This window comes from Saccharophagus sp. K07 (assembly GCF_014336955.1).
Taxonomy (GTDB): domain Bacteria; phylum Pseudomonadota; class Gammaproteobacteria; order Pseudomonadales; family Cellvibrionaceae; genus UBA5868.
This window is the reverse complement of record NZ_QRAI01000006.1, coordinates 126,822-145,247: the sequence shown is the minus strand read 5'-3', so window position 1 is coordinate 145,247 and position 18,426 is coordinate 126,822. Positions and strand designations below refer to the sequence as shown.

Below are 18,426 nucleotides of genomic sequence, written 5' to 3'. Positions count from 1 at the left end.
CCCCCCCCACCCTATAAAGAAAAGGTCAGTGCAATTCTTCAGGATTTTTTACAGTTTCGCCTTCACTGCGACACTTAGCGCAAATACCGTGCAACTCTAACTGCTGGCTTCTCATTTCAAATCCGGTTTTACGCACGCTATCGTGCAATTCTTTCACCAAGGTTTTTCGCAGCCCGACCTCGGCAACGGAATGGCAACTATCACAAATCAAGAATTGTGGAATTTCATGTTCATGGTCGCAGGCGATATGCGCACAAGGCAAAAATTGGTTGGTGGTTTCCAGCTTATGCACTAGGTTGTTATCGACCAGGAAATTCAGTATGCGGTAAACCGACATAGCAGGAAGGGACTCCTGAAATTTCTCCCGGTAACTTTCCACTATGTCATACGCGGAAAGCGGGGCATCCGACTGAAGAAGCACAACCAGAATGTTCTGTCTTTTGGGAGTCAATTTGACACCCGCGCGATCGCACTCAGTGCGCGCGCGAGCAATGATACTGTCAATCGAATGGATCATGGTCGATACCCAAAGAGAATACGAGCAGACATTCTACACACAACGGGGTGAAGATGGCCGAATCGGTGTACACACGCTGGCGCGGCTTAGGTGAACAATACTCTGGGAGTGAACTGCCGATAAATATTATTAACCGCCTTAATGAGAGACATTATCAAAAGTCGGCCACCAACAAATCCGGCGCTCAAGGGAAGGAACAGTTTGGAGATTGACCTGGCAGACGTTTCTGAAGAAGTCGACCACCAGGTCATACCTGAATTTATTTTTTGGAAAGATAATTTTCTATTATTTCTGCAATTATCTCTGCGTTTTTTTCTTTCAGTATTCCAAGATGATTTCCTTGGACATAAGTTACGCTATGGTCTCTGGCCAATCTCTTCCAGCGGAATTTGCTTGCACCCGTGTAGCTTTTCTCCTCCGTTGCGACAACAAGGTGGACGTGTCCTGCGTATGGTTTCATGCGAGGAGCGTAGTCCATAGCTGATGCTATGTAAGCAAACTTGCGAATGGTTTCGAGGGTTTTGTCTTCCCTGGCCACCTGCTTAGATTCGGCTTTCGGAAGCAAATTATATATCTGCTCCAGAGAAAGCTTTGCCATCTGCATCAGAGGTGCCTGAAAGTTGCCTACACGGATGGACTTTATGAGGCATTGCATTTTTGCCATATATGTCATCGGTGGCTCAGTATCGAATAGCATGAGCAGGTCAACTTTTTCACCGATCTGCGTCAATTGCTGAGCCACTTCATAAGCAAGAATACCCCCGAAGGATGCACCGCATAGCCGATAGGGTCCATTTTTTTGCTTCAGCCGTATTAGCTCTATGTAGTCTTTTGCTAACGACTCGACTGTCTTTATGTTGTTGTCCTTATCGGTGACTTCAATGTCACTGCGCGAATATACCCCGTAATTCGAGAACGACTTTTCGAGATGTTTAGCAATGTCCTTATATAAGTGCACCCCCAAAAGGAAAAAGATTGGTGGCGCGTGCGCAGCACCAGAAAGAAGAATGGGCTTGGGTTGCAATTCTTTTAAGTTCTGTATGGCATATACAATTTGACGCGGTGAAGAGTTTTGGAAAATCTGTCCGATCGGAAACTCAATGCCAAATGAATTGCTAATCATGGATGCCAGAGACACGACCATTAACGAATGTCCGCCATGCTCAAAAAAATCACTATCCATGCCCAAGGCAGGGTTTCCAAGAACTTTTCTGAAAATTTCTAACACATGCCTTTCTACTGGAGTCCCTACAAAATCATCATGAAATTCGGTGGTATCTTGTATTGACGCAGTAGGCAACTCCTTGCGGTTCAACTTACCGTTCGCCGTGCGGGGAATGCGATCGATAGGCGCTATATGCTGTGGCAGCATGTATGGCGGCAGGTGCTTGCTGAGCTGGAGCCTAAGTTCGGCCATATCAGGCAAACTATCACCCTGCACAAACAGCACGAGACGCTGGTCACTTGGAGAATGCTCATGAACAAACGCCACGCAATCTTCTGCCAGCCCCAGTTTCCGAACAACAGACTCGATCTCTCCAAGCTCAATACGATGACCTCTTAATTTGACTTGGCCATCGAGGCGTCCCAAATGTTCGTAGCGGCCGTCGTGGAGCAAGCGTATCCGATCTCCTGTTCGATACATCTTCCCCAATGGCGCTTCTAGGAATGGATCTGCAACAAATCGTTCGGATGTGAGTTCTTCTCGATTCAGGTAACCCAGAGTTACCCCAGTTCCGCCAATATAAAGCTCCCCAGGGGCGCCGATGGGCTGGCGCTGACCGGCAGAGTTGAGAACGTAAAAAGAGGTATTTTGTATGGGGCGTCCGACAGTAATTCGAGAACTGTCAGTGATGCGTTCACAGCTTGACCACACTGTGGTCTCTGTAGGCCCATAGGCATTCCATAATTCAATGCCTGCGGACAGCAAATCTTCCGCTAAGTCTCGGGGTAAGGGCTCTCCTCCGATGATGGCGCGAAAGCCTGGAGAGAGGTTTACTCCGGCATCGCGCAACATTTTCCATGTCGAGGGTGTGGCCTGAAGCACTGTTGCCCCAGTCGTCTTTATCAGCGAGCCGAGTGCCTCACCATCTCGGACCTGCTCCTCGTTGGCAATCACAACTGTAGCCCCATGAGTAAGGGGCAGGAAAAGCTCAAGCACCGAAATATCAAAACTGAGGGTCGTTACTGACACGAGTACATCGTCCGAACGAATACCCGGTTCGAACGCCATTGCATCGAGGAAGTTATCAACGGCCCTGTGCGGAACCGCGACTCCCTTAGGTAATCCCGTGGAGCCGGATGTATAAATCACATAGGCGACAGATTCCGGTGCCGCTGTCACCGGCTCAATCGCACTGCATGCCTTAACGGTATCCAAGTCGATACGTTTGACGGTTGTTGGCAGGTGGGATGCAGCACCGCGGCAGAGCACCACCTCAAGACCGGAATCCTCCACCATATGACGCAGGCGATCTTGTGGATATGACGGGTCCAATGGCACGTAACCACAACCCGAATACAGTACTGCCAAAGTCGCCACGGGAAGGTCACGGGTGCGAGGAACCGACACTCCCACCAACGAACCTGGTTTCACGCCAAATTCCTGCAGCAGAACTCGAATTGCAGCTACTTCTTCCAACAGCTCCCGATAACTTAGTGTCCCCCGGCTGCAGATCACTGCATGTCGTTCAGGCTCGCTTGCCGCCCGCTCTCTAATCCAATCGAGGAACGAGCCAGGCCGCACAGGTTTACTTGTTGACTTGTTCCATTCGCAAATCCTTTCCTGCTCCGCCTCACTGAGGAAGCACCATTTATCTACTGCCCCCCATGACCCAGATGCCAAATAGCGCAAACCAGTTTCCAACTGTTGCACATAAAGTTCAGCTGTCTCTCGATCAAACAACCCGGCGTTGTAGCTCAACACCAATTCCAGCTGATCACCTCGATCAACCAGCCAGAGGGCCAAGTCGGTCAGGGCGCCAGGCAGCGGGGGCCGCTTAACACCGCAAATCAAATCCCCCGACCGAGTCTCCCCCTGCTCTTCAAAAATCACTAATGTGCGAAACAGCTCAGCTCCACTGCTATTTCGGTTGGCGCCGGCCACACGAACGATTTCCTCGAAAGGCACCGCACTGTGCTCTATGGCCTCAAGGCAAACGGTTCTCGTGGTTTCCAGAAAACCATCTATATTCTGCTCGACCGGCACCGGAATTCGCAGCGGCACCAAGTTGATGAAACAGCCGATCAGCTTTTCCGCCTCAGGGAGCAGACGGTTAGCCACTGCGGTGCCGATCACCACTTCGTCCTGGCCCGAATGTCGCTGCATAAGTGCTCCCCATGCAGCAACCCCGAGGACGAAAAGCGATGCACTTCGAGCTCGGGCCAGTTGTCTCAGGCGAGCGAGATCCTGTCCTTCAAGTCGACATGAAACGCTGCCGCCGTCAGTGCTCTGCGCGCTGGTACGAGGACGATCGGTGGGAAGATCCAGCGGGCTTGGCGGGACTTGAAAGCGCTCTCGGAAATATGCCAAGTCGGCATCCCAGGCGCCCGACAACCAATGTTGTCGCTCGCTATAGGCGTAATCGGCAAATGACACCGAGAGTTCTGGTAGAGCGGCTGCGCGACCGGTTACTTCGGCGTTATAAAGTTCTGTGAGTTCGCGCTGCAGAATCTTCGATGAGAACTCGTCGAAAACTATGTGATGGAAATGGAAGAAAAGTACGGGAGATTCGCCTTCGATATCGAAGAGCACTGCGCGAGCCAATGGTCCCGAGGACAAATCGAAAGGACGCATCTGGCGTTCGGCGAGAGCTTCTTCCAAAGCTGCACGCCGAATTGACACCCGCTCTAAAGACCGCCCTTCAGTTTCGAGCAGCCTCTGATAAAGCTCAGCACCATCACCGGCCACTACAGTTCGCAGTGCAGCTTGGCGTTGATAAAGACTCTGTACGGCTCGAGAGAGTGCCTCGACATCGACGCCTGCAGCGAGCTCAAAAACCAGGGGGACGCCATACGCCAGCCCCTGACCTTGCACTACATCCGCAAACCAAATACGTGTCTGGGACAAACTGAGAGGACATGGATCCGGTGCGCGCTGAAGCTCAATTTGTCTCCGGGCGCCCTCCCCTCTGGCCTTCAAAGAATCCAGAAGGCGCGCCAAATCCCGTAAAGTGACATCCTGCGCAAATAGGTTGCCCAATGGAATCTGAATTCCGGTCCGAGCCAGGATGCGGGAGCCAAAGCCAAGCAGTGTCAGAGATGAGCAGCCCAGATCCACAAGAGTTACGTTCAGATCAATCTCCCCTGAACCAAGGACCTCCCCCATGGCTTCAAGTACGATGATCTCGGCTTCATTATCTGCCTGACTGGTATCAGTAGTAACAGGAAGAAGATCAGGCAAAGCCTTGCGATCAAGCTTCAGATTGATATTGAGGGGCAGAGCCTCCAGTTGCATAAACGCCCCGGGAACCATGTAATCCGGCAGCTGCGTTAAGGCAAACCGACGCACTCGCTCTATATCCAGCGGCTCATCTCCGGCGACCAAGTAGCCTACGAGAATGGGGTTTTTTTCCTGCCCTTGAGGGACACGCGCCGCCACAACGGCATCGCGCACGCCCGGAGCGCGTTTTAGCACCCCCTCCACTTCACCGAGTTCAATACGGATACCGGCCAGTTGGATCTGAAAATCTTCCCTGCCAAGAATCTCGACATTACCGCAAGGATGAAATCGTCCCACGTCGCCAGTTCGGTACCAGCGCCGCCCATCGAGTTCGATGTAACGGGCCGCAGTCAAATCTGGCCGCTGAAAATACCCCGACGTAACGCCCGGCCCTGAAAAAATGATCTCCCCGCGCACCCCCACGGGAACTCGCTGCAGCTGCTCGTCGACCACGCGAACTTCCACGTTGGGAAACGGCTTTCCCACAAAGCTCCGCGTTGTTTTAACGTCACGTGCAATCGGGTAGGTCAAACCCATGCAACTGACCTCGGTGCAGCCGTAGATAACGAATAGTTCGGCGCTGCCCGTGTAAGGTTTAAGTCGCTCAACGAGGTCCGGCGGGACCAGGTCACCCCCAGTTGAGAGGTGATGCAGATGATCCAAGCCAGTCCGTTGGCCGGGGAATGTCTCTATGTGCCGCACCAGCGCTTTTAGCAAAGCTGGACCTGCATGCAGCACAGTGACCGCTTCCAATGCTTTGCGCAGACTGCCGGGATCCAAAATGGTGGCTCGATCTAACAAACGCAGAGAGCCGCCACAATAAATGGGCAAAAGTAGATCGAAGAGACTGATACTAAATGTGCTTCGGGCAATCGAGCAGAATACGTCTGACTGATCAAAGCTGTAGCGGGTCTTTGCGGATTCCAGATAGAACAGGAGATTCCCGTGCGTCGCTACCACCCCTTTGGGATTCCCCGTAGTCCCCGAAGTGTAAAAAATGTAAGCCGGTGCCTCAGGTCGAACTTCGGCGCGAGAAGCCGCGCCGAGATCAACTACCTCGGTAAACGGATCGATATCGACCCGCCAATTCTGCCACGCCTGCAGCTCCAGCCCGCCAACCAGATCATCCGTAGTAATGATGACTTTAGGTTGGACCTCCTCCAAAATCGTGTGAATACGTGCTTTGGGATGAGTGGGATCCAGCGGCACATAGACCGCCGCGGCGCGTAGAATGCCAAGAATCGCCGGAAGGAGTTCAAGAGAGGGAGGCAGACAAACCGCGACATTCGCACCAGCCTTTACGCCAGCCAATTTCAACCGCTGCGCCACACAGTTTACCCTGGCGTCCAACTGCGCCAGAGTCAGGCTGCCGCTAGGTGTTACCAGTACACGATGCTCGGGGCGCAGGCGGGCATTCTGTGCCAGGATTTGCGGTAGCGAGACAAATGGAACTTCTCTGGTTTCACTAGACCATTCATGTTCGTACCAACGCTGCTCTGCCGCCGACAGCAGAAGAAAGCCGTCGATAGTCTGGTCGGGACTATCCAGGAGGCGAGCCAATACTGTCGAATAGCGTTCAAACCAAAACGAAGGCACAACGAGGGAATCGGGAGACGCCGCAACCTGCATACTCCACCCGCTGCCCTCAGACAACACAGCGGACAGTGCTCCCGAATGAGCGTCAGATCCCACAAAAGATAAGGTCCAGTCGTTGGGGGACGGCTCCAGTTCAGGAAAAGCAGTGTTGTTACTGAGCACGGCATGAATAAGCTGCCGCACCTCACCCAATCGCTGATCCTTAACGAGGGGAATCTCCAGCATTCGGGATCCCGAAGGGAGCTTCACATGAAGGCGTACCGCTTCACCTGGTAAATCGCGGAAGCGAACCACGGCAAACGCGGCAATGAATATAGAAGCGAGGGCATCCCAGCCATCCCTGCCAAGCACCAGAGCCATGGTCTCCTGCAGAGAGGGTGCAAAGTTATAATTTGGTGGTAACTCAGGAGGTAAGTGACCGGAATCTGCGGTCACATTACCTCGGATTTCTGCCGGGCTGGGCTGCAGTTGGGATGTGTTGAAAAAGGAATCCAATTTGTACAGTCCTATATAATTCACATCATCTATGACAAACCAAGTCTAGAAGGGAAACGGCATCCCCAATTACACCAAAACCCCCCTTCGCTCCTGGTCAAGCTCGATCGACTCAAACAATGCCTGAAAGTTACCCTCACCAAAACCGCGATTACCTTTCCGCTGAATAAACTCGAAGAAAATTGGCCCTATGCTGTTTTTGGTGAAAATTTGCAGCAGGACCCCCCCCCCCTGCTTTTCTCCACCATCAATAAGAATTCTGCGTTTGTGGAGCTCTGCCACACTCTCACCATGCCCAGGAAGTCGCTGGTCAATTTTTTCGTAATAGGTATCCGGCGTATCCTGGAACGGAATTCCGTTATTGCCCAGGGCATCCACAGTTTTGTAGATGTTGTCACTCAGCAGCGCGATATGCTGAATGCCCTCTCCGTTGTACTCACGGATAAATTCCGCGATTTGCGATTTATCATCTTTGGTTTCATTCAGCGGAATGATCACGCGCCCGCAAGGGCTGGCGACCACCTCACTGTATAGACCGGTTTTTTTGCCTTCAATATGGAATGAGCGAACGCGTTTGAAGCCGAATACAGTCTCATAGAAGCGGCACATCCTCTCGACACCGCCACGATTCAAGTTATGAGTCAAATGATCGATTCTTTCCAGGCAGTACTCGCTATCCCGAACATATTCTCTAGTGTAGCCAAATTCGGCAAACAGCTTCTTCTCTGCCGCTTCATCAACCAGATAGATCAAAGACTGGCCGACGCCGTGAATAGCGGGAATGTCATAATCCTTGGTGGTTGCTGGCACCGCGCCAAGCTTTACAGCAAGATCAAACGCCTGCTGGGAATCAGCCACCTTGAAGCCCATTGCGCTCGCGCCACGATAATGAACCGCGCGAAACAACTCCGCGTTTCCACCAGAGGAAGGATTGGAAATGAAGTGGATATGCCCCTGGCGATGCAAAGTTATGGGCTTTTTCTTGTAATGCCCTACCTGGACAAATCCCATCTGCTTAAAGAGCTTTAACAGAGAGCGCGGCTGACTGCCGGAAAATTCAAGAAATGCAAGGTCCAGAACCTGAACAAAGTTCGCAACTGCCATAGGGGTATCCTCAGTATTGACTACTTCTTATTTTCTGATCTTAAGTAAAGCTGGCACCCCTAATGCAAACGCCCGGCCATCCTAGCAAAAGACCGGTAATTTCTCCCCAATACTTTCATTTATTGTCACAAATCGACAATTTAAGTAGCCCCGACAGCTAATTTTTTTCAACATTCATCACAGAAATGATCAATTCTCTGCGGCCTTGAGTTTTCCGCCGCGAAAATTATGTAAAAACCTCCGACATCAACTTTTCGTAATTAGAATTCAGATTGAGAGATGTGACGCAACAAACCTCTTCCAGCTTGTTGTTCTACAAATCAGACCTCCAAAACACCAGTCCTTGCTTGAAAGCCAACACTTACAAACAAAATTGAGGCGAGCCTTAGGCTTTTTGCAGATAGCTTTGAAGACCGAAATATCAAATTTTTCGACGACGGCCTGGTGCAACATCACCAAACCCGCGGGATCAGCCTATAGCGAGTTACCGCTGCATAATCGCGGTATTCGCGAAACTTCATTAAAAAACGCTCTTCGCATAGGATTCGTACTATATAAACCCCCATCCAAAACACAAAGGCGGCAATAATCGGAGGAGTCCAGGCGGATTCAAAGCGGAATATCGTCAGGAAGAAAAACAGGATTTTGAACACTGTGCCGGGATGCCGCACAACAGCATAGGGCCCTCGTGTTTGAATCTTTTTATAGGAAAGGTTTGAGTAGGAAAAACCGAGGCAAGTCGTCGTCAGCACAATTCCCAACAGACTGACAATCGTCGCAACGTTAATCACCATCTCAAACACAGGGTGCATTATCACCAGAGATCCATTCCCGGTAGGAAATGGTACAAAGTTGGAGGCGAAACCGATAAACGGCATATAGCACATCAGAACCACGATCCAGTGAAATGCATTTGGATCAATTTCACGAAATCGCGTTTTTGTCAGCGCTGACTCCCAAAAATATCCCATGGATGCATTGATTGCGTCTATGAGAAACAAAAGTCCCACAAAGAACATCACATTAGTCAACGCCAATTCCGGTCGTCCCAATGAATTGACGACTTGGTTCGTGCCCCAGTACACCTGCTCCACCATCACCGGAATAAAATGCAGTCGTACAATCCAGGACAGCAGCAAGCTTTTGTATCCACGCTTCAGCAAACGGTAGCGCAAGCTCGCCCAATTCCGTTTATAAATGGTGCGAAAAAAAGACAATATTTTTAAGTAAGAATCGTTAAACCAATCAAATCGGCCAGTTTTATATCGCTCCAGATAGAGAAAATAAAATGGAGCCAAAATCAAATAACACTTCAGGAAAAAGCCCACCATCGACACTGTGTGAACAGCAAAATTGGCGTAGAAAGGATGATGGCGATATATGCCGTAGAGACCACCTATCACCCCAGCCCAAAATACGTATTTTCCTGCGCTTTTCTTCAACACCTTGGACCAAGGTTGCTTGTGATTTTGTCTCCCGGGGGTCAGCTGCATGACCAGCGTGTGATAAGCAATCAATACAAAAATTGGTACAAAGAAGAAGGTTGTGTGCGGGAGCACTTGGTATTGAAAGAGCAAGATGCTCACAACAAATGAAATCACTACGCCTACAATGGCCAATGTGGGAGATAGCATCTGGATACAATCCGCTGGATAAAAACGCCGCTTAGCCTAGCGACATTTGCCGAGCGCTTCTATGAACACCATTGCTAATCGAACATTTAATCCAACGCGTCGCCACGCTTATCAGTGAGCGAAGCCTAACCGCCAAACCCTAACAACGCAGCGATTATTGGCATACCAACACACTTGCAAGACTTTCAGCGCGCCACTGAACAAATTAAACGGGCGTATTGCGCCAACTGAGCTAGGATTAAGGGGAGTAAAAGATCGGTACTGGAGAGTAATGACTCACGGATATCGGCAGACTCTAACGAGATATACCAATCCCGGGCTTTTTATATGCGTATTAATGGTCCTATTACCGGGCGAGAAGTGAAGCTCACCCCCGATGATGAAATCGTTTCATCTTCCGACTTGCAGGGCAACATCATCTTTTGCAATGACACCTTCTGCCGGATATCTGGCTTTTCCAGGGAAGAGCTTATCGGCCAGCCCCACAATATCATCCGCCACCCTGACATGCCTCCAGCGGTCTTTGGGTTGATGTGGCAGCGCCTCAAGAGTGGTAAACCCTGGATGGGCGTGGTGAAAAACCGCTGCAAGAACGGCGACCATTATTGGGTAACGGCTTATGTCACTCCGGTTTGGGATGGTGACAAGATTTGCGGATACGAGTCCGTTAGATTCAAGGTGGACCCCGCGTACATCGAACGGGCGGACCACCTTTATAAACGAGCCAATGCTGGCAAATCCTACTTTTCCCTATTCCAGCGCTGGAAAGCCAATTGGGGAGTGAGCACCCTTGCGACGGCAATCTGCTGGCTGCTGTTTGTGGTTTTGTCCGCACTATTGTCTAAGTTTTCCATGTCACTTAGTGCATTGCTGCTTCTTCCCGCCCTCATCCTCGGATTGTTGGCGCGCCAAGTTCGCCGCGTTTCACTGCGAACCGTGCTTAAAGAATCTCATGCTGTCATTCAAGACAAGATTGCAGCCTATGTCTTCACAGGTGGCGTCAGCGAAGTTAACGAGATAAGACTCGCTCAACTGGCCACCCAACTCCGTTTGCGAACAGCCCTGGGCCGCTTCCGTGAATCCGCCTTGGCACTTATGCAGAAGGAGGGCGACGTTGACGCTTCCAGATTACGCATTTTCGAAAGCATGGCGGAGCAACAAGCGGAAACCGCAAATGTCGCCGCCGCTATGGTACAGATGGCCTCAGCAGTACAAGAAGTGGCGTCGGGCGCGAGCCAGACATCCGTGTCGACCAGCAAAGCTGCCGATGATGTTGCCAATGGCCACCGAGTAATGACGGCAGCCCAGGATGCGGTAAATACCCTCTCCTCCACGGTCGCCTCATTGAACGAGGTTATTGGACGCTTGATGTTGGATGGCGGACAAATCGCGCAGGTAGTCGGAGTTATTCGCGGCATCGCCGAACAAACCAACCTTCTCGCCCTGAACGCTGCTATTGAAGCGGCACGAGCGGGTGAGCAAGGCCGCGGCTTTGCTGTGGTGGCTGATGAAGTACGCTCCTTGGCACTGCGCACGCAGGAATCGACCGAACATATCCATTCAATTATCCGTCATCTCGTCAGTGCAACCGACGACGTGCGGACCGGTATGGATAAATGCCTTGCCTCGGTGGATCGCAGTGTTAGCGCCATGAGCAATGTTCACCAGGCGCTCACAGCGATTTCCCAATCAGTCATTCATATAGACCAGATGTCTCACCAAATCGCTGCCGCGGCTGAAGAACAATCGGTTGCCGCTGCGGATATTCAGCGAAACACAAAAACAATTACAGATATCGCGTCCAGGACCCAGAACGATATACAAGAAGCCGAGCAACTGGGAAAAGAGATGGGACAACTCACGGAGAAGCAGTTGGAGTTAGTGTTGCGCTTCCGGTAATACATACGCTTCTGGTACACATAGAGCCAGCGGGGGAAGCTTATAACCCCGGCTGGCTTTGCTTAAGACATTACGCCGCAAGACATTAGCCCGCAGACAACTTCAACCCGATAATTCCCACAATCACCAAGGTCAGGCTGACGACTTTTAACAAAGTTACCGGCTCGTGAAAGGCAATAACGCCGAGTATCGCAGTGCCAACAGCGCCAATACCAACCCAAACGGCATATCCCGCCCCTAGCGGAAGCGAACGAAGAGCAAGACTTAACAGGTAAAAGCTGACGAACATCGCCGCCAAAGTGATAAAGGATGGTACGAACTTGGTAAACCCTTCGGTGTACTTGAGCGAAGTCGCCCAAACCACCTCAAAAATTCCCGCCAGCACCAACAAAAACCAACTCATGATTGAATCCTAAAGCCCCGGGTCGTCCCGGTGTTATTCGAAGCGTAACGGGGTCGTCCCCGGCGCTATAGATGCTCGTACCGCAGCAAAATATTTTACGGCAAGCATTATAGAGTTTACGCCCGAATAAAGATTCTTCCAGATCTCAACTTTAGGCTTTTAAGAGGCCGCCGAATTTGCAATAAAAATGCAACCGCCCACGATCATTAGCGTACCGATGATTTTTGAGAAATTAACAGCTTCACCCAGAAAAAACATCCCGAACAGCAGGGTGAATATGAAACTCAACCCGACGAAGGGATAAGCGATGCTCAGCTCGACTCGAGACAGCACCCATATCCAAATCAGCACACTCACGCCATAAGTAAAAATGCCGGACAAGATCAGGGGTGAAAACATGACTTTCACGACGAGTTCATAGGGTGTACTAGGTTGCCCTACACCCAAGGTCGCTGCCGCGCCCATTTTGAGCATCAATTGCGCGCACGCTGAAAGAAAAACTGTGAAAAGTATGACGACAAAATTAAGTAAACCCATAACGGTTCCTAAATTGACAGAAAAAGAATAACCGCGATGCAAAAACCAGCGAGCCAACTTCGGCGATCCTTTAATGCAAATACAATAGGATCCTCGTCGATTTCACCGCGCGAACTCATGACTAAAATGCGCACGATCCAATAAAGCAAAACTGGACACACCAGCCAGAGAAGATAGGGAAATTGATAGAGCGCTATCACATCGTCACTGTTGAGATACATGGCAAAAACCAGAATGGAAAGCATGCCTGACGATGTCGCCAAACTGGTCAATATCTGCAAGTCGGATGTGTAATAACCGCGTCCGGATATTTTTTTTACTGCGCCGTCGCCCCCGTCCGTTTTGAGAATTTCCGAAATGCGCTTGATGAGTGCAAGGCACAAGAACAAGAACATGGAAAATGCCAATAGCCAAAATGACGGCACAATTCCTACAGCTGCACCGCCAGCAACAATGCGTAATGTGTACAGAGATGCGAGAGTGATAATGTCCACAGTTTGCAAGCGCTTTAGCAAAAAGCTATAGGCGAGGGTTACAACAACATATACGCCGAGAACAAGCAGGAATAACAGGTCTATGTAATACGCGAGCAATGCAGAAACTGGAAGCGTCAATGCAAGAATCAGAAACGCCCGACGAATCGACAAGGTACCAGCTGCCAAAGGTCTAAATTTCTTTTTCCGATGGCAGCGATCCGAGTCCAAATCGGACAGGTCGTTTACCAAGTAGGTAGCCGAGGCACACAGCCCAAATGAGATGAACGCCAATACGCAGGTCCACACCAAGTCCAAATTCATAAATTGATGGGAGGTCAGCAACGGCACAAACAAAAGAATATTTTTTACCCACTGGTGCAGTCGGAGCGCTTTGGCAATAACTTTGACAGAAGGCACAAGTGCTTTGCAGGTGTGCTCCACAGGACAGAGTTCCCGCACCTTTTTGGCGAGCTTTTCCCCGCGCTCCACGACAATCGCACTGGCAGCATGTTTCCAGATTTTCAAATCTCTGGTTTCATTGCCGACATAGGTAAAATTGCCCTCTCCATATCGCTCTACCAGCACCTTCGCTTTTTCACTGCCGGTGAGGTTCAGAGTGGCGGTACTGCCTATGGCGCCGTCAAAAAAGCCGAGATGCGCTGCGATGTTCTGCGCTAATTTTTCGTTGGTCGCCGTGCAGAGAATGATTTCGCGATCTTTTTGTTCGCTCAGATAATTGAGCAGCTCCTGGTTATAGGGAAGCGCCGCAATATCGAAATCCACCAAGGAGGCCAGTTTCATTTTCAAATAAGCTTTTCCGCTAAGCAGCCAGGGGATCAGCATGAGCAAGCACCAGGGATGGCGAAAAACTGCTCTTACAAAAGTCTCATACAAAATATCCGTATGGATAAGGCTGCCATCCAGATCTACCGCAATTGGTGTTCCTGATTTCACGCTTGCACCCCGACCTGTTTCTGCCGCTCTTGCCGATGGAGCGCAAACTGGTGAACAGCGTAAGCACCAAAGGCAAAAACAAAGGGTACTATCGGAAAATGGTATCGATCTTGGGCAGCAATCAGCGCATGCAGCCCGGCAGAGCTGGCCCACAACAACAAAAATGGGTGAAAGACCTGCAGCAGCGGTGAGTTCCGTATAAACAAAACTGTACCGATCAAACTCAATAGCAAAGCTCCGAGCCAAAATGCTTGCGAAAGAAGTTTTAGCGGTTTAATCCATTGAGCCCCTAACACTTGCTCTATTCCTTTTTCGTTCCAGCTTACGCCAATCGTTTCCCAGATATGGAATTTGATGAACTTCTCCAGAGTGCGCAGTACAAATGCGCCGGGCTCCGCCTTGATATATTCCATGGCGTCATGTTTCAGAGCTTTATTCCGTTCTTGTTCGTTCATGTTTGTTACATAATCCGGCATGGGGTGGTAACCACCTTCTGTGCCAGGAGTATTCCCCATCCAGAACACAGCTCCACCATTAGTGGACATGGGGACAATTTCGCCATACAAGTCGTAATTACGCTTGGCCCAAGGGCTGACAGCCAGTGCCATGATCAAGAGGAGCAACGAAGTCTTTAATGCAGTTACAGATAATTTCTTTCCTCCGGCGACCACTGCACCAAAAGCACAAACCAGTAAAACTGTGGTGGCGAGAGGACGAACGTAATAAGCGAGAGCGAAGCTGATTCCCGCAACGAGAATATTTATGACCGTCACTCTATCTTCTTTAAAAAAGTAATAAATGCCGCTCAGGGTAAGCACTGTGTAAGGCAGCTCGCTGGCGAGAATAGTGACGAAAAATATATGAGTGGGCCAAACCGCAATCAGCAGCGCGCTCCATCGAGCAACTGATTCACTAAAAAAAAGAAGGGTGACTTTATAAGAGAAAAATACGATGGCAATCGACAACAGCAAATTAAGGACTACGATGAAGGAGTAATTGTGCCCGAAAATCTGATACACCAGTGCGTAAAGAGCGGAGGTGCCAACAGGCCAAAAAGAAGTTGGTGACTCAGGTGTCCAGCCGTAGACTCCGTGCTGCCATATATTTAAAGCAAAGGTGTCGTATGCGTGACTGTCGGATATAGGAACCACCGGAATCAGGAGTGCCCATAAAATCCGGACTACTGTCGCTATAGCCAATATGGTTCCCAACTTGGGCGGGAATGTCCCAGACTTCCAGTAATCAACATTATTTTGTTGCACAGATACCTCCTTTATTGGCTAACGGAAATACATTCCCGCCCTTCACCACCAAAAAGTTGCCATTCTACTTCATCCTGCCTGCAAAAAAACCGAACTGAGCCCTTGGCATTAGCCGCCAGATAGCATTGCAATTGCCGAGCGTATCGAACAAATGTATGAAAAGTCGATAATCAAACGCCTAAAACGAAAAAGGCCGCGTGATTTCTCACGCGGCCTTTCGAGATTTGGTGGAGCTAAGCGGGATCGAACCGCTGACCTCGACACTGCCAGTGTCGCGCTCTCCCAGCTGAGCTATAGCCCCTGAAACAAGGAGCGCGCATTTTAGGTAGGTGCTTTCCCGAAGTCAACAGTTGAGTTTTTTTGTTGTGACGGCTTGCGGTTATTGTGGACTGGAGTAGAGTTTCTAAAGCCATCACAGATGAGAGAGCGACCTTATGACGGATTCTGCCCCGCCTATCTATATCCCCTACGCCGGCCCCGCCCTACTCACCACCCCCCTGCTCAATAAAGGAAGCGCCTTCACCCAGGAAGAACGATCCGCCTTCAACCTCACCGGACTTTTACCCCCCCGTTACGAAACCATCGAGGAACAGGCAGAGCGCTGTTATCAGCAGTACCTGAGCTTCGATACAGCGATGAACCGACATATCTACTTGCGAGCCATCCAGGATAAAAACGAGACCTTGTTTTACCGACTGGTCCAGGATCATCTGGAAGAGATGATGCCCATTATCTACACCCCCACCGTCGGCGATGCCTGCGAACATTTTTCCGACAGTTACCGCAGTTCCCGCGGATTGTTTATCGCCTATGAAGAACGGGAACATATGGACGATATCCTGCACAACGCCACCAAGCGCAATGTGCGCGTGATCGTAGTAACCGACGGCGAGCGGGTTCTCGGTCTGGGCGACCAGGGCATCGGTGGTATGGGAATTTCCATCGGCAAGCTCACGCTCTACACCGTGTGCGGCGGTATCAGTCCAGCCTACACACTTCCCGTGATCCTCGATGTCGGAACCAATAACGAAAAGCTGCTGAACGATCCCATGTATATGGGCGCCCGCCACAAACGTATTGGGCCACAGGAGTACAGAGAATTTGTCGATTGCTTCATTAAAGCGGTAAAACGCCGCTGGCCCAAGGTGATGGTGCAATTTGAGGATTTCGCTCAGCCCAATGCCATGCCGCTACTGCAGAAATATCGCAACGAGATCTGCTGTTTCAACGACGACATTCAAGGGACCGCCGCCGTCACGGTCGGGACATTGCTGGCGGCCTGCCGCCGCAAAGGCGTGCGCCTTGCGGACCAGAAAATTGTATTTGTCGGTGCGGGGTCTGCCGGCTGCGGTATTGCTGAACAACTGATCATGCAGATGCGCAGTGAAGGTATTTCCGAGCCGCAAGCGCGCAGCCAAGTTTATATGGTGGACCGCTACGGTTTGCTGGTGGAGGGAATGGAGAACTTGCGGGATTTTCAGCAACGCTTAAGTCAACCTCTCGCGGCCGTTGCTCATTGGAAGACTGAAAATCCATATCCATCGCTGTTGGAAACCGTGGAAAATCTGCGGCCGGATATATTGATCGGGGTTTCCGGCCAGCCCGGATTGTTTACCGAAGATGTTATCCGCACCATGAATCGCTATTGCACGCACCCCATCATCTTTCCGCTGAGCAATCCCATCAAACAAATCGAAGCCCTGCCACAGCATATTTTGGATTGGACGAATGGCACGGCGATCGTTGCCACCGGCAGCCCTTTTCCGCCGGTGATTTATCGCGATCAGATTTATCCAATTGCCCAGTGCAACAACGCCTATATTTTCCCGGGCATTGGTTTGGGTGTGGTGGCAGCGGATATCTGTGCCATCACTGATGAAATGCTTGCTCTGGCGAGCACCATACTGGCGGATGAGTCACCACTGGCGAATACCGGCACAGGGAATTTATTGCCGCCATTGACCCAAGTAGCGCAGTTGAGCAAAAAAATCGCCTTCGGTATCGGGAAAATTGCGCAGCAACAGGGCTTGGCATTGGAAATGTCGGACGAGCTGCTGATACGAAAAATCGAAAAAGCGTTTTGGCGACCGGTGTATCGCCCCTACAAGCGAGTCGCCATTTAACAGTTACAGGTCTTTTGCATTAAAGGTATCGCACGCTTCTATCGACCCGCTGGTAAAACCTTTTTTGAACCAACGGACGCGCTGTTCCGATGAGCCGTGGGTAAAGCTATCGGGCGTCACATAACCACGCGATTGTTGCTGCAGCCGGTCATCGCCAATGGCCGATGCCGCGACAAGAGCTTCCTCCAGGTCGCCCTCCTCCAACATATTGCGCTCGCGATTGGCGTAATGCCCCCACACGCCCGCAAAACAATCCGCCTGCAACTCCTGCCGTACCGATAACTCGTTAGCCGCTTTTTGCGAGGTCTTTTGTTTTGCTGCATGTACCTTGGCGGATATGCCCAACAAGGTTTGCACGTGGTGACCGACTTCGTGAGCGATCACATAGGCTTGGGCAAAATCGCCTGGGGCTTGATGGCGGGTTTTCAGATCGTGATAGAAGGTCAGGTCAATATAAAGCTTGTGATCAGCCGGACAGTAAAAAGGCCCCATGGCCGACTGTCCCAGACCACATGCGGAGGACACGCTATTGGAGAAAAGGACCAGCACCGGCTCTTTATAAGTGCCGCCCAAAGCCTGAAATTGTTGTTGCCAGGTTGTTTCCGTATCCGCGAGCACGACAGAAACGAAATCAACCAACTCCTCTTCTTCCGGGGGAATTTGGCGTTTTACCTCCGGCTGACTGCTGGTTCCCAGCAACAATGGCAATACATCGATTCCCAACATGCGTGCGCCGAAGATCACCACAATCCCGACAATCAAAACCGTCCGACCGAATTTACTGCGCAGCAGCCAGGGCAGAATGCGCAACAACATTACAGCGCCGCCAGCGCCCATGGCCGGTGACGGGCTGCTGCCGCGTCTGTCTTCGATATTGGAACTGCGTCTACCGCCCTGCCAACGCATAAGCATTTCCTGCCTGAACCGAGATTGCGCGCAGCTTAGTCGGAGCTTATGGGAAAAATCCATTCGCGAGCGCACATAT

11 protein-coding genes and 1 tRNA gene are annotated in these 18,426 nt (G+C 50.8%); 2 read left to right on the top strand and 10 right to left on the bottom strand.

Annotation, left to right across the window (positions count from 1 at the left end):
- Positions 1-25 precede the first annotated feature (25 nt).
- From DWB84_RS16805 to DWB84_RS16790, 4 genes are all read right to left on the bottom strand, one after another.
- Complete coding sequence (locus tag DWB84_RS16805) at positions 26-517, bottom strand: Fur family transcriptional regulator (protein WP_187410971.1); 492 nt, start codon at positions 515-517, stop codon at positions 26-28.
- 259 nt (positions 518-776) lie between these two features.
- Positions 777-6,914, bottom strand: a complete 6,138-nt coding sequence (locus DWB84_RS16800; protein WP_187410970.1) for a non-ribosomal peptide synthetase — start codon at positions 6,912-6,914, stop codon at positions 777-779.
- Positions 6,915-7,118: 204 nt separating this feature from the next.
- A complete protein-coding gene (gene hppD, locus DWB84_RS16795; RefSeq protein ID WP_187410969.1) occupies positions 7,119-8,153 on the bottom strand; it encodes a 4-hydroxyphenylpyruvate dioxygenase in 1,035 nt (344 codons plus the stop codon).
- A 452-nt stretch (positions 8,154-8,605) separates the two neighbouring features.
- Complete coding sequence (locus DWB84_RS16790) at positions 8,606-9,787, bottom strand: isoprenylcysteine carboxylmethyltransferase family protein (protein WP_187410968.1); 1,182 nt, start codon at positions 9,785-9,787, stop codon at positions 8,606-8,608.
- A gap of 327 nt (positions 9,788-10,114) precedes the next feature.
- Between DWB84_RS16790 and DWB84_RS16785 the strand changes: the two genes are divergently transcribed.
- Entirely contained in the window at positions 10,115-11,686 is a 1,572-nt protein-coding gene (locus DWB84_RS16785; protein WP_187410967.1) for a PAS domain-containing methyl-accepting chemotaxis protein, read from the top strand.
- 85 nt (positions 11,687-11,771) lie between these two features.
- On the opposite strand, the gene sugE is transcribed toward DWB84_RS16785, so the two are convergent.
- The 5 genes from sugE to DWB84_RS16760 form a co-directional block, all read right to left on the bottom strand.
- The gene (gene sugE, locus DWB84_RS16780) at positions 11,772-12,089 is read right to left on the bottom strand and encodes a quaternary ammonium compound efflux SMR transporter SugE (protein WP_187410966.1); all 318 of its coding nucleotides are present in this window, start codon (positions 12,087-12,089) and stop codon (positions 11,772-11,774) included.
- A gap of 159 nt (positions 12,090-12,248) precedes the next feature.
- Positions 12,249-12,626, bottom strand: coding sequence for an EamA family transporter (locus DWB84_RS16775; protein ID WP_187410965.1), 378 nt, complete (start codon positions 12,624-12,626; stop codon positions 12,249-12,251).
- Positions 12,627-12,634: 8 nt separating this feature from the next.
- Positions 12,635-14,056, bottom strand: coding sequence for a UbiA family prenyltransferase (locus DWB84_RS16770; RefSeq protein WP_187410964.1), 1,422 nt, complete (start codon positions 14,054-14,056; stop codon positions 12,635-12,637).
- Entirely contained in the window at positions 14,053-15,318 is a 1,266-nt protein-coding gene (locus DWB84_RS19185; protein ID WP_187410963.1) for a glycosyltransferase family 39 protein, read from the bottom strand. Before DWB84_RS19185 ends, DWB84_RS16770 begins: the two co-directional genes overlap by 4 nt.
- A gap of 225 nt (positions 15,319-15,543) precedes the next feature.
- Positions 15,544-15,619 (bottom strand) — tRNA-Ala (locus DWB84_RS16760).
- Between the two features lie 133 nt (positions 15,620-15,752).
- Between DWB84_RS16760 and DWB84_RS16755 the strand changes: the two genes are divergently transcribed.
- Positions 15,753-17,441 (top strand): NAD-dependent malic enzyme, encoded by a 1,689-nt coding sequence (locus DWB84_RS16755; protein ID WP_187410962.1) that lies wholly within the window; start codon positions 15,753-15,755, stop codon positions 17,439-17,441.
- A 3-nt stretch (positions 17,442-17,444) separates the two neighbouring features.
- Here DWB84_RS16755 and DWB84_RS16750 read toward each other — a convergent pair whose 3' ends face one another.
- Positions 17,445-18,347 carry a neutral zinc metallopeptidase gene (locus DWB84_RS16750; RefSeq protein WP_187410961.1) on the bottom strand — a complete coding sequence of 301 codons (903 nt, stop codon included), beginning with the start codon at positions 18,345-18,347 and terminating at the stop codon, positions 17,445-17,447.
- Between the last annotated feature and the right edge of the window lie 79 nt (positions 18,348-18,426).